24 protein-coding genes are annotated in these 25,784 nt (G+C 63.6%); 12 read left to right on the forward strand and 12 right to left on the reverse strand.

The genetic code is table 11. The features are described from left to right. Nucleotides 1-138 precede the first annotated feature (138 nt). From C2L66_RS37980 to C2L66_RS38005, 6 genes are all read left to right on the forward strand, one after another. Complete coding sequence (locus C2L66_RS37980; protein WP_060609316.1) at nt 139-2,031, forward strand: methyl-accepting chemotaxis protein; 1,893 nt, start codon at nt 139-141, stop codon at nt 2,029-2,031. 203 nt (nt 2,032-2,234) lie between these two features. Next, complete coding sequence (locus C2L66_RS37985) at nt 2,235-2,852, forward strand: glutathione S-transferase family protein (RefSeq protein ID WP_054931260.1); 618 nt, start codon at nt 2,235-2,237, stop codon at nt 2,850-2,852. Between the two features lie 61 nt (nt 2,853-2,913). Next, nucleotides 2,914-4,986 carry a 2Fe-2S iron-sulfur cluster-binding protein gene (locus C2L66_RS37990; protein ID WP_060609319.1) on the forward strand — a complete coding sequence of 691 codons (2,073 nt, stop codon included), beginning with the start codon at nt 2,914-2,916 and terminating at the stop codon, nt 4,984-4,986. A 107-nt stretch (nt 4,987-5,093) separates the two neighbouring features. Further along, nucleotides 5,094-5,999: a LysR family transcriptional regulator gene (locus C2L66_RS37995; protein ID WP_060609322.1), complete on the forward strand. Its 906-nt coding sequence runs from the start codon at nt 5,094-5,096 to the stop codon at nt 5,997-5,999. A 32-nt stretch (nt 6,000-6,031) separates the two neighbouring features. Further along, nucleotides 6,032-6,886: an AraC family transcriptional regulator gene (locus C2L66_RS38000; RefSeq protein WP_060610606.1), complete on the forward strand. Its 855-nt coding sequence runs from the start codon at nt 6,032-6,034 to the stop codon at nt 6,884-6,886. Nucleotides 6,887-6,945: 59 nt separating this feature from the next. Beyond that, nucleotides 6,946-7,467: a GNAT family N-acetyltransferase gene (locus C2L66_RS38005; protein ID WP_054931263.1), complete on the forward strand. Its 522-nt coding sequence runs from the start codon at nt 6,946-6,948 to the stop codon at nt 7,465-7,467. Here C2L66_RS38005 and C2L66_RS38010 read toward each other — a convergent pair. The 6 genes from C2L66_RS38010 to C2L66_RS38035 all read right to left on the reverse strand — a co-directional run bounded on the left by C2L66_RS38010 (nt 7,455) and on the right by C2L66_RS38035 (nt 13,758). Continuing rightward, nucleotides 7,455-8,297 carry a MipA/OmpV family protein gene (locus C2L66_RS38010; protein ID WP_060609325.1) on the reverse strand — a complete coding sequence of 281 codons (843 nt, stop codon included), beginning with the start codon at nt 8,295-8,297 and terminating at the stop codon, nt 7,455-7,457. The genes C2L66_RS38005 and C2L66_RS38010 overlap by 13 nt on opposite strands. Continuing rightward, on the reverse strand, nt 8,297-9,187 hold the full coding sequence (locus C2L66_RS38015) for an alpha/beta hydrolase (RefSeq protein WP_060609326.1): 891 nt from the start codon (nt 9,185-9,187) through the stop codon (nt 8,297-8,299). Before C2L66_RS38015 ends, C2L66_RS38010 begins: the two co-directional genes overlap by 1 nt. Nucleotides 9,188-9,192: 5 nt before the next feature. Next, nucleotides 9,193-10,035 (reverse strand): DUF4118 domain-containing protein, encoded by an 843-nt coding sequence (locus C2L66_RS38020; RefSeq protein ID WP_054931266.1) that lies wholly within the window; start codon nt 10,033-10,035, stop codon nt 9,193-9,195. Between the two features lie 392 nt (nt 10,036-10,427). Next, complete coding sequence (locus C2L66_RS38025) at nt 10,428-11,594, reverse strand: branched-chain amino acid ABC transporter substrate-binding protein (RefSeq protein WP_409372658.1); 1,167 nt, start codon at nt 11,592-11,594, stop codon at nt 10,428-10,430. 119 nt (nt 11,595-11,713) lie between these two features. Continuing rightward, entirely contained in the window at nt 11,714-13,069 is a 1,356-nt protein-coding gene (locus C2L66_RS38030; protein ID WP_060610610.1) for an amidase, read from the reverse strand. A gap of 5 nt (nt 13,070-13,074) precedes the next feature. Continuing rightward, on the reverse strand, nt 13,075-13,758 hold the full coding sequence (locus C2L66_RS38035; protein WP_060609332.1) for a DUF2848 domain-containing protein: 684 nt from the start codon (nt 13,756-13,758) through the stop codon (nt 13,075-13,077). A gap of 187 nt (nt 13,759-13,945) precedes the next feature. Between C2L66_RS38035 and C2L66_RS38040 the strand changes: the two genes are divergently transcribed. The 3 genes from C2L66_RS38040 to C2L66_RS38050 all read left to right on the forward strand — a co-directional run bounded on the left by C2L66_RS38040 (nt 13,946) and on the right by C2L66_RS38050 (nt 18,126). Further along, nucleotides 13,946-14,890 (forward strand): LysR family transcriptional regulator, encoded by a 945-nt coding sequence (locus C2L66_RS38040; protein ID WP_054931269.1) that lies wholly within the window; start codon nt 13,946-13,948, stop codon nt 14,888-14,890. Nucleotides 14,891-14,921: 31 nt separating this feature from the next. Next, complete coding sequence (locus tag C2L66_RS38045; protein ID WP_054931270.1) at nt 14,922-15,464, forward strand: ureidoglycolate lyase; 543 nt, start codon at nt 14,922-14,924, stop codon at nt 15,462-15,464. Between the two features lie 235 nt (nt 15,465-15,699). Next, the gene (locus C2L66_RS38050; protein WP_054931271.1) at nt 15,700-18,126 is read left to right on the forward strand and encodes a glucose/quinate/shikimate family membrane-bound PQQ-dependent dehydrogenase; all 2,427 of its coding nucleotides are present in this window, start codon (nt 15,700-15,702) and stop codon (nt 18,124-18,126) included. 7 nt (nt 18,127-18,133) lie between these two features. On the opposite strand, the gene C2L66_RS38055 is transcribed toward C2L66_RS38050, so the two are convergent. Then, on the reverse strand, nt 18,134-19,444 hold the full coding sequence (locus tag C2L66_RS38055) for a chloride channel protein (RefSeq protein WP_054931272.1): 1,311 nt from the start codon (nt 19,442-19,444) through the stop codon (nt 18,134-18,136). A 93-nt stretch (nt 19,445-19,537) separates the two neighbouring features. After that, nucleotides 19,538-19,957, reverse strand: a complete 420-nt coding sequence (locus C2L66_RS38060) for a MarR family winged helix-turn-helix transcriptional regulator (protein ID WP_054931365.1) — start codon at nt 19,955-19,957, stop codon at nt 19,538-19,540. A 200-nt stretch (nt 19,958-20,157) separates the two neighbouring features. Between C2L66_RS38060 and C2L66_RS38065 the strand changes: the two genes are divergently transcribed. After that, nucleotides 20,158-21,219 (forward strand): class I SAM-dependent methyltransferase, encoded by a 1,062-nt coding sequence (locus tag C2L66_RS38065; protein WP_060610613.1) that lies wholly within the window; start codon nt 20,158-20,160, stop codon nt 21,217-21,219. Nucleotides 21,220-21,279: 60 nt separating this feature from the next. Here the strand turns inward: C2L66_RS38065 and C2L66_RS38070 are convergent, their stop codons facing one another. The 3 genes from C2L66_RS38070 to C2L66_RS38080 all read right to left on the reverse strand — a co-directional run bounded on the left by C2L66_RS38070 (nt 21,280) and on the right by C2L66_RS38080 (nt 23,016). Then, nucleotides 21,280-21,513 (reverse strand): pentapeptide MXKDX repeat protein, encoded by a 234-nt coding sequence (locus tag C2L66_RS38070; protein WP_054931273.1) that lies wholly within the window; start codon nt 21,511-21,513, stop codon nt 21,280-21,282. A 66-nt stretch (nt 21,514-21,579) separates the two neighbouring features. Continuing rightward, nucleotides 21,580-22,356 (reverse strand): molybdopterin-dependent oxidoreductase, encoded by a 777-nt coding sequence (locus C2L66_RS38075; RefSeq protein ID WP_060609335.1) that lies wholly within the window; start codon nt 22,354-22,356, stop codon nt 21,580-21,582. A 21-nt stretch (nt 22,357-22,377) separates the two neighbouring features. Next, nucleotides 22,378-23,016: a cytochrome b/b6 domain-containing protein gene (locus C2L66_RS38080; protein ID WP_060610615.1), complete on the reverse strand. Its 639-nt coding sequence runs from the start codon at nt 23,014-23,016 to the stop codon at nt 22,378-22,380. A 310-nt stretch (nt 23,017-23,326) separates the two neighbouring features. Between C2L66_RS38080 and C2L66_RS38085 the strand changes: the two genes are divergently transcribed. After that, on the forward strand, nt 23,327-23,875 hold the full coding sequence (locus C2L66_RS38085; RefSeq protein ID WP_054931368.1) for a sigma-70 family RNA polymerase sigma factor: 549 nt from the start codon (nt 23,327-23,329) through the stop codon (nt 23,873-23,875). Continuing rightward, nucleotides 23,872-24,513, forward strand: a complete 642-nt coding sequence (locus tag C2L66_RS38090; RefSeq protein ID WP_060609338.1) for a DUF1109 domain-containing protein — start codon at nt 23,872-23,874, stop codon at nt 24,511-24,513. Before C2L66_RS38085 ends, C2L66_RS38090 begins: the two co-directional genes overlap by 4 nt. Nucleotides 24,514-24,520: 7 nt before the next feature. On the opposite strand, the gene C2L66_RS38095 is transcribed toward C2L66_RS38090, so the two are convergent. Next, complete coding sequence (locus tag C2L66_RS38095) at nt 24,521-25,672, reverse strand: citrate synthase (protein WP_054931369.1); 1,152 nt, start codon at nt 25,670-25,672, stop codon at nt 24,521-24,523. Nucleotides 25,673-25,784: the final 112 nt, after the last annotated feature.

A 25,784-nucleotide genomic window follows, 5' to 3' on the forward strand; every position in this document is an offset into this window, starting at 1 on the left:
ATCGAATCCAGCGTACGTTCCGCTCAAGCCGCCCCGATATCGGCCGACAACCAACGTAATCAACGATGCGCATTGCTTCGTCTTTAGCGCACCGCGGGTCGATATCGGATAGTGGTTCGTCATTGGGCAGAGGTCATTTTGAAGCTTACGGATTCGATCGCATTCAAGTTCAGCGCGGCATCGGGCGCCGCGCTCGCAGTCACGGTTCTACTTCTCACTACAGTCGGCGCGTTGAACGTACGTCATCAGGCGGTCGACGAGTTCGAGCAGTCCAGTCACGCCAGAATCGTCCAGGCCGACGAATCGCTCGATGTGAGTTTCAGGGAGGTCGAACAGAACCTCACGTATCTGACGCAAACGGCGCAACTGAAAGCCGCTGACCAGAGCATCACCGATTATCTGAACCACGGCGGCCAGATGACGCCGGACAAGAACGGCGAAATCGAGAAGTCGATCTTCGCGTTGCTCAAGCAGTTCGGCGATACGCATCCCAACATGCGCTATCTCGACATCGGCACGCATTGGGGCGGCTACGTGCAATGGCCGATCGAAAGCCTGAACGGCGAGCACTACGACCCGCGTGTCAGGCCGTGGTACCAGCTTGCGATGACGGCGCCCGAGCGCGTCGTGCGGCCCGCGCCCTATCTGAGCGCGGCCGGTTCCGGCGGCGCGATCATTCCGTTCGCGCGCGTCGTGAAGGACGGCAAGGACGAGATTCTCGGCGTGCTCGAAGGCGACATCTCGCTCGACGACTTCGCACGGCTCACCAGCGGCATCCAGTTCGGCAAGACCGGCTATCTGCTCGTGACGGACAGCAGCGGAAAAATTCTGATCGATCCGCGTGAGAAGAAACACGAGTTCAAGGAACTGAAGGGCCTGGGCGGCGGATACGAACAGCTGTCCAATGGCAGCGACGGGCTCGTTCGCATCCAGATGGACGGCGTCGACTATCAGTCGTTCATCTACACGTCGCCCAAGAACGGCTGGAAGTACTACGCGCTCGTGCCTGAATCGGAAATGATGGCGGCCGCCAACCGGCTTACGTGGACGCTGATCGCGACGGGGCTGCTGGTGCTCGTGGTCGCCGTGCTCATCATGGTTGCGTTGGGCCGCAGAATGACCGGTCCGATTCGCAATCTCGCCAACTCGATGCACGAAATCGCCTCCGGCGACGGCGACATGACGCGGCGGTTGCCGCAACTCAGCAACGACGAAGTCGGCCATCTCGCGAAGCAGTTCAACGCATTCGTCGAAAAACTGCATGGCGTGCTGCTCAAGGTGAGGACGAACAGCCGTCACCTCGAGCTCGCTGCGGGTGAAGTGTCGGCGGGCAATCTCGACCTGTCGTCGAGAACCGAGCAACAGGCCGCGTCGATCCAGCAAACGGCCGCCAGCATGGAAGAACTGGCGGGCACCGTGCGCGGCACCGCCGATCAGGCGATGACGGCCAACGCCGTCGCGGCGGGCGCCGTGGATGCCGCGCGGCGCGGCAACGAGGCCGTCGCGGGCGCGGCGAAGACGATGAACACGGCTGTCGAGCAATCGGGGCGTATTGTCGGCATTGTCGGGATGATCGAGGGCATCGCGTTCCAGACCAACATCCTGGCGTTGAACGCCGCTGTCGAGTCGGCGCGCGCGGGCGAGAGCGGACGCGGCTTTGCCGTCGTCGCGGCCGAAGTGCGCAACCTGGCCCAACGTTCGACCAGCGCGGCAAAAGAGATCAAGGCGCTGCTCGAGGCTTCTGTCGGCAATGTCGAGGCGGGTGCCGAACAGGTCAATCTCGCGGGCAAGACGATCGCCGAACTGACGGATGCCGTGTCCAACCTCGCCACCATTACCAGCGAAATCGCGGATTCGGCACGCGAGCAAAGCCGCGCGATCGGCGAAGTGAATCAGGCGGTGTCGCTGATGGATCAGTCGACCCAGCAGAACGCAGCGCTGGTGGAAGAGATTGCCGCCACGTCCGAATCGCTCAGCACCCAAGGCAAGGATCTGAACGCGACGGTTGGGTTCTTCAAGCTCGGTGCGTAAGGCGTGGACGCTGGCAGCCAGGCGGCCCGGATGAACGCCGCCTGACTGCGACGCCGGGCGGCCGTTCCCGGCGCACGAGCACCGTTCTCGTTTCGAGAAGTATCAATTGACCTGGCGAGGGATTCTGCTGCGAAGGCAGCGTCCCTAGACTTTGCATCAAGTGATCGGGATGTCCCAGTCACCTCTGACCAAAGGAAACCGCCATGAAGCTCTACTACCACCCGCTGTCCGGCCACTCGCACCGCGCCCGCCTGTTCCTCTCGCTGCTGGGCATCGAGCACCAGTCGATTCAGGTCGATCTCGCCGCCGCCGAACACAAATCCGCCGAATTCCTGAAGCTCAACCGCTTCGGCCAGGTGCCCGTTCTGGTCGACGGCGACACCGCGATCTCCGACTCCAACGCGATTCTGGTGTACATCGCCCGCAAGTTCGGCAAGACCGACTGGCTGCCGCAAGCGCCCGCGCAGGAAGCCGCCGTGCAGCGCTGGCTGTCCGTGGCCGCTGGCGAGATCGCCTTCGGCCCGGCCGCCGCGCGACTCATCACCGTATTCGGCGCAAAATACAACGCCGAAGAACTGATTGCCCGCGCGCATCGCATCCTCAAGCTGATCGACGAAGAGCTGGCCGGGCGCGAGTACATCGCGCAAGCTCACCCGACGATTGCCGACGTCGCGCTGTACAGCTACATCGCACGTGCGCCGGAAGGCAATGTCGACCTGTCGTTCTACCCGAACGTCAATGCGTGGTTGCGTCGCATCGAGGCGCTGCCTGGCTTCGTCGAGTTCCAGAAAACCCCTGTCGGCCTCGCCGCCAACAGCTGAGCGAGTCAGTGAGCGGGAAGCCCACGCGTGGCTTTCCCGGCTTTACGCCCGGAGGCAAATCATGAGCACGGTATCGACGGAAAAAGGGTCGCCCTGGCACGCAGGCGAACTGGCGCTGCAGGAGAAAGTCGGCGTGGCGGCGAAGATGCAGGAACTCGGCCGCCGGGTAATCCGCGACTACATGCCCGATCAGCACCGCACTTTCTACAGACAATTGCCGTTCATCGTGGCAGGCGCGGTGGCTGACGACGGCGACGTATGGGCGACACTCGTGGCCGGTCAGCCGGGCTTCATGCAGTCGCCGACCGAGAAGGTTCTGCACATGGCCGTCGCCGCCGACCCGCATGACCCGGCGTCCGGGGGCTTGCACGAAGGCGCGGCGATCGGCCTGCTCGGAATCGAGTTGCACACGCGCCGCCGCAATCGCATGAACGGCCTGTTGCGTGGCGCGACGCCGCACGGTTTCGACGTCGAGGTCATACAAAGCTTCGGCAATTGCCCGCAATATATCCAGGCGCGCGATTTCGAATTCATCCGCGATCCCGGCAGTTTTTCCGCGATCGCGCCCAAGGAGTTCGCTGGCCTGACCGGACACGCCCGCGCGATGATCGAAGCAGCGGACACGCTGTTCGTCGCGTCCTATGTGGGCGAAGGCGAGCACCGTCAGGTCGACGTATCGCATCGCGGCGGCAAGGCGGGCTTCGTGCGGATCGGCGACGACGGCCGGCTGACCATTCCCGATTTCGCGGGCAACCTCTTCTTCGCGACGCTCGGCAACTTCCTCGTCAATCCGCGCGCTGGGCTCGTCTTCGCCGACTTCGAAACGGGCGACCTGCTGCAATTGACGGGCGAAGCGACCGTCGATCTGGATTCGCCCGAGATTGCCGCGTTTCAGGGCGCGGAACGGCTGTGGCATTTCACGCCGCGACGCATCGTGTATCGCGAGGGCGCGCTGCCGCTGCGCTGGAAGTTCCAGGCCAATGGCTGGTCCCCGAACTCGCTGATGACAGGCAGCTGGGACGAAGTGACGAGCCGCCTGAAGGCCGCCGAACTGGCGAACGCATGGCGGCCGTTCAAGGTGACGAATGTCGTCGACGAAAGCTCGGTGATCCGTTCGTTTCATCTCGAACCGGTCGACGGCGCGGGGCTCATTCCACATATCGCGGGTCAGCATCTGCCCATCCGCGTCATGCCGCCCGGTCACGACAAGGCTGTGATCCGAACCTACACGCTGTCGACGGCCCCCGCCGACGGCCTCTACCGGATCAGCGTGAAGCGCGATGGGCTCGTATCGTCACATCTGCACGACACGCTGCACATCGGCAGCATCGTCGAAGCGCGTGCGCCCGCCGGCCAGTTCACGATCGACGCCGCCGAGCGCCGTCCCGCCGTGCTGCTCGCCGCCGGGGTCGGCATCACGCCCATGCTCGCGATGCTCAGGCACATCGTCTACGAAGGGCTGCGCACGCGGCGCGTGCGCCCCACCTGGTTCTTCCAGTCGGCGCGTACGCTGAAAGAGCGCGCGTTCAGCCGCGAGATCGAAACGCTCGCGGCATCCGCGAAGGGCGCGGTGAACGTGGTGCGCGCATTGAGTCACATCGACGGCGCGCGCGAAGGCAAAGACTTCGACGTGGAAGGCCGGATCGATGTCGCGTTGCTGTGCGACACGCTGCCCTTCAACGACTACGACTTCTATCTTTGCGGACCATCGGCGTTCATGCAGTCCATGTACGACGGCTTGCGCAATCTCAACGTCGCTGACAACCGTATTCATGCCGAAGCGTTCGGACCATCGGGCCTGCAACGCAGAAAAGATGCTGCCGCCGTCACGGGTCCCGTTCGCGTCGCAGCGGAGCAACCGGTCCCCATCGCCTTCGTCAAGTCGGGCAAGGAAGCGCGCTGGAGTCCGGACAGCGGTTCGCTGCTGGAGCTTGCGGAAGCGCGCGGACTGAATCCTGAATTCGGTTGTCGGGGCGGCAGCTGCGGGACTTGCCGCACGCGCATCGTGGAAGGCGCGGTGGCGTACACCATGACGCCGGAGTTCACCGTGCCCGACGACGAAGCGTTGATCTGTTGCGCCGTGCCCGCCAATGCGGACACGGGCGGCGGCGACCGCCTGCTGCTCGATCTGTGAGGCAGGCTGCACGGGGAGGGTTGCGAAACGCTGTTATGCTTGACGCTCGCTTGCCTGCCGACGCCCGGCAGGCGTCCTCTATCCGCTTCCCGTTCATCTCCTCAGACATGGACAGGCTCCAGGCAATGAACACCTTCGTGACCGTGGTCGAGACGGAAGGTTTCGCGTCCGCGGCGCGCAAACTCAACGTGTCGCCATCGGTCATCAGCCGGGTGATGAACGAACTCGAAGAACACCTCGGCGTGCGGCTGTTGACCCGCACGACGCGCATCGTGCGGATGACCGATGCGGGTGCCAAGTTCTTCGAAGATTGCCGCCGCATCCTCGCGGAAGTCGAGGTGGCCGAGCTTTCCGCCGCCGGTGCGAACACCACGCCGCGCGGCCAGTTGACCGTGACGGCACCTGTGCTGTTCGGCAAGATGTATGTGACGCCCATCGCTCACGACTATCTGACGCGCTATCCGGCCGTCAATCTGAATTGCTGGTTTCTGGATCGCGTCGTGAATCTCGTCGACGAAGGGGCGGATGTCGCGGTCCGCATCGGCGACCTGCCGGATTCATCGTTGCAGGCAATCGCTGTCGGCAAGGTGCGCCGCGTGCTGTGCGCTTCGCCTGCATATCTGGAAGCGCATGGCGTGCCGCAGCGTCCCGAAGATCTCGCGTCTCATGTCACGGTGCAGGCGACGGGCCTCACGCCCGCGCCCGAATGGCGCTTTCGCGTGGACGACAAGCCGCTGACGGTGCCGATCCAGCCGCGTCTCGTGACCACGACCAATGATTCCGCGATCTCGTCGGCCGTGGCGGGGCTGGGTATCGTGCGGCTGTTGTCGTATCAGGTCGCGCAGGAACTCGCGGAAGGCACGCTGCGCGCCGTGCTGGCCGATTACGAGCTGGCTGCGTTGCCCGTGCATGTCGTCCATCGCGAAGGCAAGCATGCGAACCAGAAAGTGCGTGCCTTTCTCGACCTCGCGATCGAAACGCTCAGGGCGAAAGCTTCGCTCTGGCATGCGTAAATGCGCCACTTACCCGTTGCATGACACGCACGATGCCCCGCTCCACTGACAACGCCCGGACAACAGCAAAAGAGCATGCGCGGTATGGCTATGCCGACGGCACGGGTATCGAAGTGCTTCATGCCCGCTTCGAGCGCCATCGGTTCACGCCGCATGCGCACGACACGTGGGCGATCGGCGCCGTGCTTCGCGGCGCAAAGGACTCGATGACCAGCGCGCGGCAACCGTCGATCGTCCAGGCGGGCGAGGTGTACGCGATTGCGCCGCACGTCGCGCATGCGGGAATGTCCATCGGCGATCACGGATGCGAATACGTGATGCTCTATGTGCCCGATGACGAATGGCGTTTGCAGTGCGATATTCACGGTGTTTCGCCAAACGTAATTTTGCAGCCTGTGACGATGCGCCGTGCAATGGCGCCGTTCGCGCAGTTCGCCGCGTTGTCGATGCAAGGCTCGCAGCATTCGGCATGGCCCGATGAATGGGCTCTGTTGTGTGAGGCGGTGCTCGGTTCGATGAACGATCGGAATACGTCTGCGCCGTTTTCTTCGATAGCCGCCGACAAACGTCTGCGCGACGCGCGGGCCTACTTGCAGGCATTTTCCAGCCGTAACGTATCGCTCGACGAGCTGGCGCGCGAGGCGTCGCTATCGGCGTCCGAATTGTGCCGGCGCTTTACCGCTGCGTTTGGGCTGAGTCCTCATCGTTACCAGCTCGTGCTGCGCCTGAAGACGGCGAAGCACCTGTTACTGGAAGGCATGACGCCTTCCGCCGCTGCCGCCGCGACTGGCTTCGCCGATCAAAGCCATCTCGGACGCCACTTCAAGGCCGTGTTCGGCGTGACGCCCGGTGCGGTGGCGCGGCGAAACAGCGCAAGAACGTTCTAGATCGGCTGCCGCGCGACGCATAAGGTAGTGCCTCGTACATTGCCCGAGCGCACGTTCCCATGCACACCGCCACCACACCGCCTCGCATCGCCGCCTTCCAGGATTCGTTCACCGACGAGGTCATCGGCCTGATCCTGCATATCCAGAATGACGAGAGCAAGGTTGGCCTGTCGATCGACGATCAGCCCGAGCTTCTCGATATCAATCGATGCTTCATCGCACATGGCGGCGGCTTCTGGATCGCGCTCGACGCCGAGGCGCATGTGGTCGGCACGATCGCGCTGCAGATCGAAACGGCAACGGTTGCGGTGCTGAAGAAGTTCTTTGTATCGGCAGCGTGGCGAGGCGCGGGGATGGGATGCGCGTCGCGTCTTTACGAAACGCTGTTGGCACATGCAAAGCGTAAAGGCATCGAAACGATCCTGCTCGATACCCCTTCCGTTTCGACGCGCTCGCATGCGTTCTACCGACGTCAGGGGTTCCGGCAGATCGCGGCCGATGAATTGCCCGTCAAGTACCCTTACCCGGATCGGGATTCGTTGCTGTTCAGGCTGGATCTCGCCCGAGATCAGAAACGATAATTCACGGATGCAAGCGTGTTGAGTTCGCTTCGGCGCTCGGTGATGGGGCTCGCGGCCGCGTAGTGCTGCAACCGTCCAAGCGTCACCGCGACCGAGGCGGCCCAGTGCTTCGATATGTCGTAGCTGACGTAGCCATTCAGATGCACGTCGCGAATGCCTGCGCCCGTGTTGTACGCAGGCAGTCCCGATGCTGCGCTCTGCTGGCTCGACACGCCGAAGAACGTGCGCGTGTACTCCGCGTCCGCCCACGTGAAGCCCGGCCCCATCGAAAACAGCCAGCCTCCAACAGGCAGCGACGCATAAAGGTCGGTGACGACGGTCTTGCCCTGACCATGCCCGGCGATGTCCTGATACATCGCCACGGAGCCGGTGAACATCCATACCGTGTAGTCGGCGAAGAGCTTCAGTTTCGGACCGCCGTCGACGTTACCCAGCCCGTGCAGATGCGGGTCGTCCTTTTCCTGGCGCGACTGGAAATCGAAGCTGAGCGCAGCGCCGACGTGATAGTCCTCGCTGCGCAGCACGTTCAGGCCCAGCACGTCGGGGCCTTGCGAGAACACGCGATCGTCGTAAGAGATGTCGAGCGCGGGATAGGGAAACACACGCAGTTCACGCGAGCCGGGATACAGCGGCGTGACGACGACACCCGGCCCGATGCCGATCTTCCATTTGCTGGCGGGTTTTGCTGCCGCGTCGCTTTGCTGCGAAGTTGACGCAGAGGACGAAGGCGCATCGTCGGCCCATGCTTCCGCTGCTTGGAGCGCCAGCGTCATCGCCGCCGCCAGCGTAACGGCGCGTCGTGCCGCAATCAGGGAACGCTGCTTCATCATCACGCGCGGCCTTTGCTCATCGCCGCAAGTTGCCGCAACCGGCGGGCAAGCGCCTTCGACACCACGGGCTTCCCGCCCGCGTCGCCCGTACGGCTCGTGATTTCGCTTTCGCGCAGAAACAGCGCGGTCTCCCGCGCGACGATCTCGCGCTCGTTGTCGGATGTGATCATGTGGTACGAATCGTCGAGCCAGATGGTGCGCAAGAAGCTCGATCCAATCGACGAAGACACGACGCGCGGATTGCGCGGGCTCGATGTTTCGTCGTCGATGGCGTGAATGATCAGGCAGTCGTTGCGGATCGCGCGCAGTTGCGAGCGCACGCTTGCCGCGAGCCGGCTGGCTTCGTGCAATGCGGGCAGCGAGATCGTCGATGGGCCGACTTCGCTGAAGTCGTCGCGTTCCATCGCCCGTGCGATCTTGGCTCGCAGCGCATCGTTGCGCAGCCCGTACGGCGCCGATTCGCGATAGCGATAGCGCGATCGCAGCGGCGAGTAGTACGCCCAGTTCAGCAGGAAGCGATACCACGGAATCGCCCAGCCGTCGTACGCGAGCGTCAGCGACAGCAGCGCGACGGCCTGCGCCTGCGGGCGACGGTGCACGAGCGCGAGCGCGAGCGCCGCACCGATCGAAAGCCCGCAGATCGACACGCGCTCGTAGCGCGCGGCAAGCGCATCGTATTCGCGGGTTGCCGCGTCGAGCCAGTGTTCCATCGCCTGTTCTTGCGAACCCGCCGTGTAGCCATTGAGCACGGGCGCGCACGTCGTGAAGCCTTCATCGTTCAGAAAGCGCGCGAGGTAGCGCAATTCCAGCGGCGAGCTGGACAGGCCATGCAACATCAGCACAGCATGGCTGTCGCCTTCGTTGAAGATCGTTCGGACCGAGGTTTTCATGTGTGTCACTCGCCGATGCGCAACACGAGGAAATCGCCCGCGTGCGTCGTGAACCGTTCGCAGATGCAATCGACAAGTTGTGCGGCGCTATCGCCCGTCTCACCCTGAGCACCCGCCGATGCATGCATCGCCGTCGCCTCGCTCGCGCGCAGCCGCACACGATGCGAGCCCGGCCACAGTGCGTTCGACAGGCGGCGAATATCCTCGGGGTCGACATCGTCGAAACGGGGGCCTGGCGCGATCTCCGCCGGCGGCAGGGCAACGGCAAGCGCGCTTGCCCTGGCCTCGCGCGTACTGCCCGCCTCAGTGCCGTTGGTCCACGCGGGCATGCGTTCGAGCGCCTGAATCAGCACGAACGCCTTGCTATGTTGCGACAGATGACGCAGCAGCCTGTGCGTTTCATCGACGGCGCGGCGCGCGAGCATGCGGTCGTTGTCGTGACGCAGCAGCATCTCGTAGCGCGACTGCGCGACCGACGCGATCAGCTCCGCGCGAAATTGCGCGCGCCGCAACCTTTCGATCAGCGTAATAAAGATCAGCGCGACAAGCGGAAACGAGACGATGAACAGCACGTCCGAACGGTCGATGAAACCAAGCACCGCGTATGGCGGCACGAACAGATAGTCGGCGATGCACAGGCCGGCCAGCATCACGGTTAGTGCGGGGGCAAGGCCGAAGTAGTACTCGATCAGCACGGCAGCAACGCTGAACGCAGTACCCGGCATCACAGGACCGAGAAGCGGGTGCAGCAGAAGGCGCACGCCACTCGCGATACACAGCGCGGCAATCGCGGCAATCCATCGCCGTGCCCCACGAGGCGCCCAGCGACGGGCGTTTTGAACTTGCATGAAATCTCGTTTGCCGGACTACCGGACACTCTTCAACTTGTGGCCGAGACGGCCTAGGTAATGAGACGAATTAAGAAATGTCTCGGAAGACCGCAACGATATCACATGTAACACGCTGTAATACTTGGACTTTTCCCAGTTTGGGCATTTATGCGACGCCTATGTTTGCGTTTTATGCGCGCCAACGTTTGCGTGCGTCACCGCCAGGGGACCAAGACTTTCATCCCCCTGCCGATCGCCTTTCAGATACGTAATTTTGGTCCGCCCACTCCCGATAGTACGGATGCCGATAAAAATCGAAATGGGCTGTGTCCCTATGGACCAGCCCATGCATCAACCGTCGCCGCCAACGTAAGCGGGAGTTCTTACCCGCGCACGGCGCGGCTTCGATCTCACATTCGAATCACATCCATCACGGTCTTTTTCTTGTCCTTGAACTGATAGATCGTGATGGCGGCGTCCTTCAGATCGCCGTGCGTATCGAATGCGATCTTGCCGATCACGCCGTCATACTGCGTGACGGGCATCGCGGCCAGGACTTTGGCCCGCTCCGTCGAATTGGCGCGCTTCATCGCGTCGTAAATGACGTAGACGGCATCGTAGGCAAACGGTGCGTACGCATCGATAGGCACCTTGTAGCGCGCGGTGTAGCGACGATCGAACTCCTGCCCCTTCGGCATCTTCGAGAGCGCGAGTCCTGCTTCGGAGCACACCAGGTTACCGATCGCGTCGCCCGCAAGGCTCACCATCTTGTCCGTGCATGCCCCGTCGCCGCCGAGCACGCTCGCCGTCATGCCGAGATTCGCCGCCTGCTTCACCAGCGGTCCGGCCGTCGCATCGGAACCGCCATACATGATGACGTCGGGCCGCAGCCCTTTGATTCTGGTCAGGATCGCGCGGAAGTCGGTGGCCTTGTCGTTGGTGGCTTCGCGCGCGACGATCGTCCCGCCGTTCGCCTTCGCCGCCTTCACGAACTCGTCGGCGAGCCCCTGCCCATAGGCCGTCGAATCGTCGATCACGGCAATCCGTTTCGCGTGCAGCGAATCGAGCGCGTAACGCGCGAGCGCCGGTCCCTGCAATGCATCCGTCGCGACGACGCGAAACGTCGTCTTGTAACCCTGTTGCGTGTAAGCAGGATTCGTCGAGCCTTGAGAAATTTGCACCACTTGCGCTTCGCTATAGATGCGCGACGCGGGAATCGACACGCCCGAGTTGATATCGCCGACTACGGCCACCACGCCTTCGTCGACCAGTTTCTGCGCGACCTGGGTTCCCGTGCGCGGGTCGGCGGCGTCGTCCTGCGAATCCAGTTGCAGACGTACCGGCTTGCCACCGATCACAGGGTGCAGACTGTTGATCTCATCGACTGCGAGGCGCGCAGCGTTTTCGCTGTCCTTGCCCATGTTCGCGAGTTGCCCGGTGAGCGGCGCCGCATGCCCGATCAGCACGACAGCGGGCGCGGCATCGGCGGCTTGCGCGCATGTCTGAATAGCGGCCAGCGCAACGACACCAGCTAAAGAGTGGAAAGTTTGATTCACGGGCTGCCTCACTTTGGTCATCAATGCGGTAAAGGTTCTGAACAAGCGCGCCGTCGATTCCATCGCGCCTGAAATCCAGTATTCGTTCGCCGTAATTACGCGTCCAACGAGAAATTCTTTTTGCTGCCGATAAACAAACCTTATGCGGGCACGACCGTTTCGCTATGCCTGAGCAACGCTTCAACGCTGCGCGCTATCGCGAGAATCGATGCATCGGCGAGCGCAGGCCCGCAGATCGACAGGCCGACGGGCAGTTCGCCTTCGCGATGGCAAGGCAGCGTGAGCGCGCAGCCGTCCATGAAGTTCACGACAGCGGGATTGCGCAGCACCTTTGCATTCGTCGACGAGAACGCCTCGTCGTCGCCTTCGACGCTCGCAATGGCAGGCGGAACAATGGCGACCGTCGGCATCAGCCACGCATCGAAGCTCGCAAGACGCGCCCGCGTATCGCGCACGAAGCGCTCGCGCGCGGCGAGCAGATCGATATAGTCGGCGGCGCTGCGCCCTTCCCCGGCGCGCAGACGTTTGAGCACGCGCGGGTCATACGCATCGGCATCGCGCGCAACGTGCCCGCGATGCCACGCCCACGCCTGCGCGGCCGTGATGCCCGCAAGCGGATAGCGGCCCGCGACCTCGTGCAACTCGGGAAACGCAAAGCGCTCCACCGATGCGCCCGCGCGCCGCAACATGCCGATCGTGCGATTGAACGCGGCGCTGACGGTCTCGTCGAGATCGTCGGCCACGTAGTCGGACGTAACGCCCAGCCGAAGTCCTGCGAGTGGGCGCGGCGCCGTGTCGAGCGCCTCGCCGGAGACAATGCCGTCGATCAGCGCGCAACAGTCGACGCTGTGCGCAATCGGCCCGATCGAATCGAACGACGTCGACAGCGGCACGGTGCCGTCGAGCGGCACGCGCCGCGCGGTCGGCTTGAAGCCGACCAGTCCGCAGAACGCGGCGGGAATGCGGACCGAGCCGCCCGTGTCGGTGCCGAGCGCGGCGGCCACATGCCCCAGCGCGACGGACACTGCCGCGCCCGAACTGGAGCCGCCTGCAAGACGCCCGGCATGAGCAGGATTGAGCGGCGTGCCGTAGTGCGGATTCAGCCCGAGGCCGGAGAACGCGAACTCGCTCATGTTGGTGCGGCCCACGAACACCGCGCCCGCCTCGCGCAGACGCGCGACAGCGGCGGCGTCTCGCACGGCAGGCGCCGCGTCGCGCAGTATCCGCGAGCCCGCGGTCGTCACTTGCCCCTTGATGTCGAACAGGTCCTTCACCGATACCGGCACGCCCGCCACGACGGACGGCACATAACCGCGCTCGCGAAACGCGTCGCTGCTGGCGGCCGCTTCGCGCGCCGCCGCGCGGTCGATCTGCGTGTAGGTCGATCCGCCTCCTGCGAGGTCGGCGTCGATGGCCGCAAGGCTCGCATCGAGCAGTTCGCCTGCCGAGCGCTTTTTCGCTGCGAGCGCCTTGCCGGATTCACGAATGGTGCGCATCGCGATCACTCCGTATGCGCAAGCGCATCGACGCCATAGCGATGCCGCAAGCTGCGCCCAAGCACAGGATCGTGCAACTCCAGTTCGTACGCGCGCGCTGACGTCAGCGCGCCGAGCACGGGCTGCGTGCCGCAGAACAGCACGGTTTCGGGAATCATCGACGTCGAACCGAACGCACGCCAGATCAGCGGCTCGGGATGGATCAGCCGCGCCAGCATGCCCTCCTGATAACGGATACGCTCGCCGTTCGCGTCGATGCGCCAGCTGCGCGCAATCAGCGCGTCCCAATGTGCAGCTACGTCCGCGTAGCGCCACAGGGTCTTGCCGAGCGGTTTCGCGCACATCTGCTTCGACACGGCAACGTCGTAGCCTTCGACCTTGCGGTCCGTATGATCCGAACCGATGCCGACCAGCAAACCGTCCTCTTGCGTCTGGATCAGCACGACTTCCACTTCGCCCGACGAATGCCCGCCGATCACCTCGATGCTGTCCGCCGTCGTCAGCAAGGCGGGCGCGACTTCATAGAAGCATGGCACGCTCGACGGCCTGCGCACGCCGATCGCTTCCAGCTCGCGAATATGATGCTCGACCTCGGCATGGTCGCGTCCCGCCCAGCCCGCAATCACGAGACGGCTCGCGTTCACTTCTACGGGCAACCCGCCTTCGATTTCGCATGACACTTTCTTCATCGCAACGTCCTCTGGTTTGACAGTGTGTTTGCCCTTGCGTCGATGGGCATGTGTTGCGAAGTTTTGGCGCCTGCGCCGTACGTGTCCAACAAATTAAAGTTGTCGCGTGGTTGAAATTTTTCTTGTCACCTGCGGCGGGTCGCGGCGCTACACTGAGCCATTCGTGCTTGCCTCGTCAGGGTTGTGAATGAATCTGCGATTTCTGGAAACCTTTGTCTGGCTGGCGCGGCTGCGCAGCTTTCGCCTGACGGCCGAGCGGCTGCACGCGACCCAGGCAGCCATTTCGAGCCGCATTTCCGCGCTCGAACAGGAACTCGGCGTGCGGCTGTTCGAGCGCGGCCCGAAGGAAGCGACGCTCACGCAGGACGGCAGCAAAGCGCTGCCGTTTGCCGAACAGATGCTGAAGCTGAATCAGGCGATGCTCGCGAGCGTCGGCGATCGCTCGAAGGTGTCGGGCCTGCTGCGGCTCGGCGCGATCGAGTCGATCGTGCACACGTGGCTGCCCGATCTGCTCAAGCGCATTCGCGACGAATATCCGAACCTCGTGATCGAGCTGACCAGCGACACCTCCGCGAACCTGTCCGCTCAACTGGCGAACGGGCATATCGACGTGTCGTTCCAGACGACGAGCGTCGCCGGCGCGGACATGACGAATGTGCCGCTCGGCAGCCTGCCGATGCGCTGGATGGCGAGCCCGGCGCTCAATCTGTCCGCGCAGGCGCTCACCGAAACCGAACTGGCCGCGTATCCGGTGATCAGCTTCGCGCGTCACTCGCCGCCGCATGAGTTCCTGACGGGCCTGTTCGCGGCGAGTGGCGACGTGCAGGTGCAGATCAATTGTCTTTCGTCGGTGGCGGCAATCATCCGGCTCGTGGTCGACGGATTCGGCATTGCCGTGCTGCCGCCCGCGTTCGTGATGCGCGAGCTCGAAGCGGGTCAGTTGCAACTCTTGCAGGTCACGCACCGCGTGCCCGCATTGCCGCTGGTCGCCGCGTACCGGCGCACGCCCGACAGCCTGCTTGCCGAGTCGATCACGCGTCTCGCGCTGAACGTCGTGCTCGATTTCAGCCTGAAACATGGGCCGGAGTTCGCGCTGTTCCCACCATCCGACGACGCCATCTCGCACGCATGACCGATCCATTCGTCAACACGAGTACGCCGACATGCTGACCGCTCTTTCCATTCCGATCGAACCGCTCGAAGCGAATCGCTGTGAACCGTATGGCTGGATGCTCGGCAAGCCCGTACGCACGGACGGCGACGCGCCGGCCTTCGTCAGCCCGGCGTCGGACTTCTGGCGCGAGCATCTGTTCGATACGGGCACGGCGGGCGAAACCGAAATACTCTGGGTCGTGTACCGCAATCGTGGCGCGGAGATTTCCGCGCTCGAATTGCATCGACTGACGCAGCAGGCCATCGTGCCTTTGACGGCGCCCGTCGTGCATATCGTCGCGACGTCGCTCGAAGACGGCGAGCCGGACCTCAACTCGCTGCGCGCATTCGAGATTCCCGTCGGCAAAGGTCTTTGCATGCGCCCCAACGTGTGGCACGCAACGCGTGTCGCGAACACCGAGTCCACCTGCCTGATGCTCACTCGTCCTTCGACAACCTACGATCTCGTCGTCCATCTGAAGACGGGCGCACCCGCCTGTGAAAGCGTCATCAGGCCGATCGATACACGCACGCTCGAATTGGGCGCGGCCTGAATGTGTTCGCGTGCGATCGCACGCGTCACGCCTCCACAAAGTTTGTGCAGTGACTGTTTGCTTGCGATACATCCCGACACGGTGCACGATGAGTCGAGTCGACAGCACGCGTGCGAGTATCGCGTTGCGCACTGATCCACTTCGCATACGCTTTCAGGTCCGCATGTTGCTAAGCGATACAGGTTGAGCATCGCACGCGCAACGCGCCATCAAGCACGAACAGGAGGCTGACAGCATGAACGATGAGAACCGAGCGAACTCCTCCCGGGGCCTGTCGGGACGCACGTCGCCGCCCGTCATCGCATGGCTGACCGTTCTGTTCGCGGTGCTGTCCGGTCTGTACCTGCTGACAGGCGGCATCTGGCTCGTCACGATAGGCGGCACCCCTTATTACATCGTTGCGGGCATCGTGTTGCTCGCCGTCGCGTGGCTGATCCATCGCGGCAACGGGCTCGCGTTGTCGCTCTATGCGCTGTTGCTGATCGGCACGCTGATCTGGGCCGTGTTCGAAGCGGGTTTCGATTTCTGGGCGCTCGCGCCGCGCACCGATATTCTCGTCCTGTTCGGCATCTGGCTGCTGTTGCCGTTCGTCTTCCGTCTGTTCGATGTATCCGCGCGGCGGGGCGGTGCCGTTGCGCTCGTCGTGTGCCTCGTTCTCACGGGCGTGGCGCTCGCGTATGCGGCATTCAACGACCCGCAGGAAATCAACGGCAAGGTTGCTGAAAGCGCCGCCGCGGCGCCGGCGCAGCCCGACCCGCGCCCCGGCGACTGGACGGCCTACGGACGCACGCAAGCGGGCACCCGCTATTCGCCGCTCACGCAGATCAACCAGCAAAACGCAAAAGATCTGCAGGTCGCGTGGACCTTTCAGACGGGCGACAAGAAAGGCCCCAACGATCCCGGTGAAATCACCGACGAAGTCACACCGCTCAAGGTCGGCGACATGCTCTATCTGTGCTCGCCGCATCAGATCCTGTTCGCACTGGACGCCGCGACAGGCAAGGAGAAATGGCGCTTCGATCCAGGCCTGAAAGCCGACCAGACCTTCCAGCACGTGACCTGCCGCGGCGTGTCGTATTACGAGACGGCGGCGGCCGCCGCCGCAAAGGACCAAGCCGCGCAACGCGCGTTGCCCGCATGCGCACGCCGCGTGATCCTGCCCGTCAACAATGGCCATCTGTTCGAAGTCGATGCCGCAACGGGACAGCGCTGCGCCGGTTTCGGCAACAACGGCGACCTCGACTTGCAGCATCTGCAACCGGTGACGACGGTGGGGCAGTACGAACCGACCTCGCCGCCCATCGTCACCGACAAGATCATCGTGATGGCGGGATCGGTCACGGACAACTATTCGACCCGCGAGCCGTCCGGCGTGATACGCGGCTTCGACGTCGAAACAGGCAAACTCGTGTGGGCGTTCGATCCAGGCTCGGACACGCCGAACGCCATTCCCGACGACCAGCACACGTACACGTTCAATTCTCCGAACTCGTGGGCGCCCGCCGCCTACGACGCGAAGCTCGACCTCGTCTATCTGCCGATGGGCGTGACGACGCCCGACATCTGGGGCGGCAATCGCACGCCGCAGGATGAACGCTACGCGAGCGGGCTGCTGGCGCTGCATGCATCGACGGGCAAGCTGGCGTGGTTCTATCAGACGGTGCATCACGATCTGTGGGACATGGATCTGCCCGCGCAGCCGACCATCGCCGACATCACCGACCGCAACGGCAACGTCGTGCCCGCGATCTACGCGCCTGCGAAGACGGGCAACATCTTCGTGCTGGATCGCCGCACCGGCACGCCGATCGTGCCCGCACCCGAGAAGCCCGTGCCGCAAGGTGCGGCCGAAGGCGACCATGTGTCGCCGACGCAGCCCTACTCGCAACTGACCTTCCGGCCCGCGAAGAACCTGTCGGGCGCCGACATGTGGGGCGCAACGATGTTCGACCAGCTCGCGTGCCGGGTGATCTTTCACCGGCTTCGCTACGAAGGTCCGTTCACGCCGCCGTCCGAACAGGGCACGCTGGTTTTTCCGGGCAATCTCGGCATGTTCGAATGGGGCGGTCTGGCCGTCGATACCGACCGGCAACTCGCCATCGCCAACCCGATCGCGCTGCCGTTCGTATCGAAGCTCGTCGCACGCGGGCCGCACAACCCGATTCAGCCGCCCGCGAACGGCCAGGGCGGGACGGGCACCGAAGCGGGCATCCAGCCGCAATACGGCGTGCCGTTCGGCGTGGAGCTGAACCCGTTCCTGTCGCCGATCGGCTTGCCTTGCAAGCAGCCTGCGTGGGGCTACGTGGCAGCGCTCGATCTGAAGACCAACGAGGTGGTGTGGAAAAAGCGCATCGGCACGGTTCGCGATAGCGCGCCCATTCCGCTGCCGTTCAGGATGGGCATGCCGATGCTGGGCGGTCCGATGACGACGGCAGGCCACGTGTTCTTCATCGGCGCGACGGCCGATAACTATTTGCGCGCCTACAGCACCGACACAGGCGAGGAGCTATGGCGCGCGCGGCTTCCCGCTGGCGGCCAGGCCACGCCGATGACCTATGAAGCGAACGGCAAGCAATACGTGGTGATCGCGGCGGGCGGACATGGCTCGTTCGGCACGAAGCTTGGCGACTATGTGATCGCGTATGCGTTGCCGGATAAGTGATGCGCGCTCACTGCTTCGCGAGATAACGCTGCGCCAGCGCTTCGTAAAGCGGTGGCGCAAACAGCTTCGACACCTGGCTGGAAATTAGCGCAGTCGCCATCAGCGAGAGGACCAGCGCGTGTCCGTTGATCATTTCGATCACGATCACGAACGCGGTGATCGGGCTTTGCGTGACGGCGGCAAGATAGCCGACCATGCCGAGCGCGATCAGCATCGGCAGTTGCGTGTGCGCGAACACGAGATGCAGCGCGTTGCCGATGCCCGCGCCGATCGCGAGCGAAGGCGCGAACAACCCACCGGGCGCGCCGGGCAGATACGATCCGACCATCGACGCCATCTTCAGCAGCGGGTAACTCGCGCCAAGCTGCGAATTGCCTTCCAGCATGCCGCGCGCTTCCGCATAGCCGCTGCCGAACGTATGACCGCCTGCAGCGACACCGATCACCGCAATGAAGAGGCCGCACGCAGCGCCGAATGCAACGGGATGTGCCTCTCTCCACGCCGCGACGCGCGCCGGCATCCAGCGATGGGTGTTCAGCAGCAGCCAGCAGAACGCGCCGCCCGCCACGCCCGTCACGACGCCCAGCATCACGACGGCAACCACGAGCAGATCGGGAAAATGCCCGTCGATATCGATCGTGCCGAAGTAGGTGTAGTTGCCCTGCAAGGCTAGCGAGACGATCCCCGCGAAGATGATCGCCGTAATCAGGACGCCGCTGGTGCGCGTTTCGAAGCTGCGCGTCAGTTCTTCGATGGCGAAGACGACACCCGCGAGCGGCGCATTGAATGCCGCGGACAGCCCCGCCGCCGCCCCGGCCAGCGCGAGCTTGCGCTCCAGGCCCGCGCCGCGCAGGCTGCGCAAGCGGGCTGGATAGAAGCGCCGCAGGCTGAACATCAGCGCGGCGCCGATATGGATGGTCGGCCCTTCGCGTCCAATGGTGAATCCGCCGAGAATCGACAGAAACGACACGGCGATCTTGCCGACCAGAATGCGCAGGGTCAGCAGACGCGGGCCGAGGTCGCCCCCTTCGTGCAGCGTCGCGATGACTTGCGGAATGCCGCTGCCTTCAGCGCCCGCGAAGCAGCGCCGCGTAATCCAGACGCCGAGCGCCGCGACTGCGGGTGTCAGCACGAGCGGCAGCCACCAGAACTCCGTGGTGTAGCGCAGAAACGTGTCGTAGCCGAAATCGATCAGCCGCGCGTACATGACGGCGACAAGCCCGGTCGCAACCGCGCCGAGCCAGAACACGCCGTAATGCAGCCAAAGCCGCCTGCCGCGCAGCAAGGCGCGCCGGTCGAGAAGTACGGGAATGCGCATCGGGACGTCAGTTTGACCAAAAGCAAAATAAGGCACATTGTGACATAAATGCACGATGTTCCGCTTCGGTGCCTGCAGCCCGCGCGAGACGGGCTATTCGCCCGTGTCGCCGAATACCCAGCCAAACGACCCGTAATGCGCCTTGTGCTCGGCTGCGAGCTTGAGCAGGCAGCGCTCGCCCTTTGGCGTCAGATGCACCTGCACCTGGCGGCGATCTTCGGCGTCAGGCTTGCGCGTCACGAGACCGGCCGATTCACAGCGCGACACGAGCGCCGCCGTGCCGTTCGGCGCGGCCTGCAGACGCTCCGCCAGTTCGCCGACCGTGGCCCAGTTCCGCCCCTCGAAACCGCGCACGTGCAGCAGCAACTGATATTGCAAGGTGGTGATGCCCGCCGCACTGGCGATTTCCTCGGACACGCGCAAGAACTTGCGCAGCTCGTAACGGAATACCGACATCGATTCCAGATCGTGTTTGCCTGGAAGGTTGCGTTTGGACTGCCTGCTTGAACTCATCTGAAGTCCCGGTGTATGGATGAAGACACGGTGATGTTCGCGGATCATACACACCGTCTGATCGTCCGCCGTCATCTGTACTTTGCCTTTCATCTGTGTTTTCAGTACCTATACTTGGCATGGGCGAAGTCGACGAAACGCAAGCATCGGCCGACGCTCATTTCGTCATATCAATTCTGCCTTCTTCGCGGAGGTGGCACGTGCAATACGACGAGCAGAAGGTGCAGGACTTCATGGCGCGCATGGTTGGCGAGTTCGGCGCGGTCGCGTCGGCGCCGCTGATCGCGCTGGGCGACCGGCTCGGCCTGTACAAGGCGATGACCGAACAGGGCTGGATGACCTCGGAGCAGATTGCCGAGCGCGCCGGCCTCGCCGAGCGATACGTGCGCGAATGGCTTGCGGCGCAAGCCGCATCGGGCTTCATCCGCTACGATCCCGACACCGCCCGCTACCAGCTCGAAAACGAAATGGCGATGTGCTTTGCCGAAGAAGGCAGCCCGACCTTCATTCCGGGTTTCGCCGATTGCGCCGAAGCGATGTTCCGCAGCCTGCCCAAGCTCGAAGGCGCATTTCGCACGGGGCTGGGCGTGGGATGGCATCAGCACCATCCATCGCTGTTCAAGGGCACCGAGCGGTTCTTTCGTCCGGGCTATGCGGCGCATCTGGTCGACGAGTGGATTCCCGCTTTACACGGCGTCGAAGCCGTACTCAAGGGAGGCGGCGCCAAAGTCGCGGATGTCGGCTGCGGCCACGGCGTATCGACGATGTTGATGGCGCAGGCCTATCCGGACGCGACCTTCGTCGGCTTCGACTATCACGAACCGTCCGTGCAGCGAGCACGAGAACTTGCGGATGAATCGGGCCTCGGCGAGCGCGTCACATTCGAAATCGCAAGCGCGCAGCAATACCCGGGACGCGACTACGATCTCGTCGCCTTCTTCGATTGCCTGCACGACATGGGCGACCCGACGGGCGCGGCAGCCCACGTGTTGCAATCGCTGAAGCCCGGCGGCTCGTGGATGATCGTCGAGCCCTTTGCGAACGACCGCCTCGAAGACAATCTCAACCCGATAGGGCGCGTGTTTTATTCGGCGTCGACGATGATCTGCACGGGCGCATCGTTGTCGCAGGAAGGCGCAAGGGCGCTCGGCGCGCAGGCGGGCGAGGCGCGGCTCAGAGAAGTGGTGACTGCAGGCGGTTTCACGCGTTTCAGGCGCGCGACGCAAACGCCGTTCAATCTGGTTTTTCAGGCGCAGGCCTGAACGGACCAGACGAAAGCAGCCGGGCGCGCACGCACGCCCGGCTTGTCCGGTTGCGATTGCTTACTGCGACATCGCACCCGACGCGGGATGATCCATTCCCATCGCGTCGTGCTTCTTCATCTTGCTGCTCTTCTTCATCGAATCGTGCGACATGTTGTCCTTTTTCATCGCATCGTGCGACATGCTGTCTTTGCTCATCGCATCGTTTGCCATCGCGCCGCTTGCCTGCGCGAATGCAGCCGTGGTGCCTAATGCCATCGCTGCTGCGAATACTGCCGTCATCAGTCGTTTCATTGCTCATCTCCTTCGTGGGTTGAAAGTGGCATCCGGCATGACCGGAACCAGAAAAAATCACTGCGCTCAAGAACCACCGAACCAGTTGTAGCCCTGATCGACCCAATAGCCGCCGGGATAGGTGTTGGTGACGAAGATCTCGACGATATGCTTCGGGTTCTTGTAGCCAAGCTTGGTCGGCATCCGCAGCTTCATCGGATAGCCGTATTTGGCGGGCAAACGCTGGCCGTCGTATTCGAACGTCAGCAGGGTTTGCGGATGCAGCGCCGTCGGCATGTCAATGCTCTCGTAGTAGTCGTCCGCGCAGCGAAAGCCGACATACTTCGCGCTCGTATCCGCCCCGATGCGGCGCAGGAACTCCGCGAACGGCGTGCCGCCCCAGCGTCCGATCGCGCTCCACCCTTCCACGCAGATATGCCGCGTGATCTGCTCGGCGTGCGGCAGCGCGTACAACTCAGGCAGCGTCCACACGCGCTGCCCCGTTACGAGACCGCTCACCTTCAGCCGGTAATCGCTGCCGTTCACCTCGGGCACATCGTCGATGCCGTAGAACGCGTTGAACGGAAAGGGCCGCGTGAGCTGCGCTTCGGTATAGGTCGGCGCGAGTTGGTGCGGATCGAACAGGAACGCTTGTGCGCGATCGTTCAGGCGTGAGACGGCTGTCAGAAATGCGTTGACCGATTTGTCGTCGGTGATCGAGCAGCCTGTGAGCAGCGACAGGCCGCCCAAGGTCAACAGGCGCTTGCCGAACAGGCGGCGTGAAGGCATGTCCAGTTCGCGGCGCGCATCCGCGAGAATCGCTGCGCGGTCGAGCTTCATCATGGATTTGTCGTCGGTCTTCATGTCGTGTCCTCGGGCGGAAAATCAGCGGCCGCGCAGCATCGTCAGCAGCGAGCGCGGCACGAGCGCGACCATCGCGACATGCACGACGACGAACGCCGCCATCACGGCCATCGCGCAAAAGTGCACGATGCGCGCGTTGTCATAGCCGCCCATCAGCTCGCGCAACAATGGAAACTGGACCGACTTCCAGATCGCGAGCCCCGACAGCACGAGCACCGCGAGATCGACGATCACGACCAGATACGCCAGCTTCTGCACCGCGTTGTACTGGCGCAAATCCGTGTGAGCGAGCTTGCCGCTCAATGCGGCGATGAAATCGCGCAGCACGGCGCGCGGCGAGACCGGGAAGAACTTCGCGACGAAGCGCCCGCTCGCGATGTTGAGCGCGAGATACACGATGCCGTTGAACACCAGCAGCCACATCGCCGCGAAGTGCCATTGCAGCGCGCCGCCAAGCCAGCCGCCGAGCGTGATCGACGGTGGAATCACGATGTTGTGAAACACCGGCGACGCGTCATAAATGCGCCAGCCGGAGAACATCATCACGAGTGCGGCAACAGCATTGAGCCAATGCGTGATGCGCAGCCAGAGCGGATGGATCGGCGCGTTGCGCGGTGCGGTTTCGCGCGCCGGAGTGAGGGTCGCTTTCATCGTGTCCATGTCGATCACCATGACGGTCGGATACACGTCAATTCGTCGGGGACACGGAATTGGTTACAGCCTCGCGTGCTTATTTGGTCAATTCACTCCGCTCGAAAAAATTTTCGCTCGGTGTAACCGAAACCGGCTTAGGGGCGAATTAACCCGGTAAAGGAGGCGGATGACGACGATGGACGACGACCGCGCTATAGTTGCGCATCACGGCTTCGGCTATGCCGAAACGCTCGATCTGAAGCTCAGCGCCCCGATCGCTGCGGTAGCGAGCCACGCGCACGGCTCGTCGCCTCGCCGTTCTGCCAATAAGGGAGCCATGTTGCAAGAAGCGGAAAGCCGCCTGAAAGCGTTGTTCGTGCGCGGTCTCGACGGCGACGCCGACGCTTATCGCAGCTTTCTGCAAGCACTTACGCGGCATTTGCGCGGCTTTCTGCGCCGGCGCATTCCGCACTATCGCGACGACGTCGAAGACCTCGTCCAGGAGATTCTGCTCGCGGTGCACAACGCGCGGCACACCTATCGCCCCGACGAACCTCTGACTGCCTGGCTGCACGCAATCGCCCGCTACAAGCTGATGGATTTCTTCCGCTCGCGCGCACGCCGCGAATCCCTGAACGATCCGCTCGACGATTACGCCGAGCTGCTCGCCGACACCGACGACGAACCCGCTCAGGCGCGTCACGACATCGGCAAGCTGCTCGAACATCTGCCCGACAAGCAGCGGCTGCCCATCGTTCACATGAAACTCGAAGGCCTGTCGGTGACGGAGACGGCGCGTATCACGGGCCTGTCCGAATCGGCCGTGAAGGTCGGCGTGCATAGAGGTCTCAAGGCGCTGTCCGCGCTCATTCGGGGGCTGCGATGAAGACCGACGACCTCATTGGCCTCCTGTCGAACCAGGTGACGCGTATCGAGCGCGGCGCGGTGGCGCGCCGCTTCATCCAGGCGCTTCTGCTCGGCGCGTTGGGCTCGCTGATCCTGATGAGCGTGGTGTTCGGCGTGCGGCACGATCTGGGCAGCGTCGCGCGTACCACGATCTTCTGGGCAAAGCTGGCGTATCCGCTCGCCATCGCCGTGGGCGCGATGCTCGCCGTGATGCGGCTCGGCCGGCCGGGCGCGCGCGCCGGCTATTCGTGGGCGATCATTGCGTTGCCGTTCGTCGCGGTGTGGATCGCGAGCATGATGGTCCTCGACAGCGCGGCGCCCGGCGCGCGCTTGCCGATCGTGCTCGGTCACACGTGGCGCACCTGCCCGTTCAACATCGTGCTGCTGTCGGTGCCGACGTTTCCTGCCGTGTTCTGGGCGGTGAAATCGCTCGCTCCGACTCAGTTGCGGCTCGCGGGTGCTGTCGCCGGGCTGCTTGCAAGTTCCACTGCGACGATCGTCTATTGCCTGCATTGCCCGGAGATGAGCCCGGCGTTCTGGAGCGTGTGGTACGCGATCGGGATGTTGCTGCCCGCGTGCATCGGCGCGTGGCTGGGGCCGAAGCTGTTGCGCTGGTAGGCCGGCCTCAGGCTTCGGCGTCGTCCCCTTCGGCGACGGCAGGCCCGACGTAGTGCGCGCGAGGACGCAACAGACTGCCGCTCGTCATCTGTTCGATGGAATGCGCGGCCCAGCCTACGCTTCTCGCGATCGCAAACAGAGCGAAGGCCGCGTCTCGCTCCAACTGACAATGCTCGACGAGCGCAGCAAGCGCAATATCGATGGTGGGCTGCCTGCCTGTCACGCTGTCCACGCCAGCAATCAGCTCGCTCGTCGTTTGCGATGGCGTCAGCATCGACAGCAGACAGGCTGCTCGCGGATCGCCTTGCGGGTAGAGTTCATGTCCAAAACCGGGCAACGGCTCGCTGCCGGCGAGCCGCCTTCGCACGGCATGTTCGGCGCCTGAATGGCGCGCCTCGTCTATCAGTGCATGCACTCGCGCAATCGCGTCGCCGTGCAGCGGCCCGGAGAAAGCGGCAAGTCCCGCCAGCATGCACGCACCCAGCGACGCCCCCGTCGACGCAGCAACACGCGCAGCAAAAGCCGAGCTGGTCAGTTCCTGATCCGCGAGCAGCACGAGCGTATGGCGCAAAAGCTCCGCGTGCCGCTCAGCCCGCCATGCCCTCGCGATGCGCAGATGCAGCGGCCCGTCGTCCGAATCAAGCCCGACAAAAGCACTGGCGAGACGGCCGATCAGTCCGGCCGCCTGTTCGTGCGCGCGCTCGACCTCAGGCGCATGCACCGAACCTTCGTCTGCCGCCGCCCTGCTCATTGCGGCAAAGGCGCGCGCTCTTGCAGCGCCTTCCATCGGGCGCGGCGCGCAAGCCGGAAAGTGCGGCCGTTCAGCCGAATCCCACAACAGTTGCGCGGCTTCCTCCAGCGTCGCGGTCGCGGCCATCTGAATCGCGTCCGTGCCGCGGTAATACAGCCTGCCACGCACGATGGTCGAGATATGCGTATTGATGATCGGCTCGCCCCACGCCATCGTGCTGGCCGCGATGTTCTTGCGCGCGCGCCCCAGATCGCGCTTTTTCATCAGCATCGAGATATCCGATGCGCGATACAGCTTGCGGCTGATGTGATCCGGGTCCCAGCGCACCTCGATCTGACCGCGGCTGACATAGGCGTATAGCGTCTGCTTGCGCACGCTGAGCGCGGCGCACGCCTCCTCCTGTGTCATCCAGTTCTTCATCACGTTGATTGACTCAATCAAGGTTGACGCTCATAGGTGCCGCCGGTTTAATGCAACACACAAACACATCAAAAAGATCCGCACGACGCGTGCACAAGGA

This window comes from Paraburkholderia caribensis (genome assembly GCF_002902945.1).
GTDB classification, from domain to species: domain Bacteria; phylum Pseudomonadota; class Gammaproteobacteria; order Burkholderiales; family Burkholderiaceae; genus Paraburkholderia; species Paraburkholderia caribensis.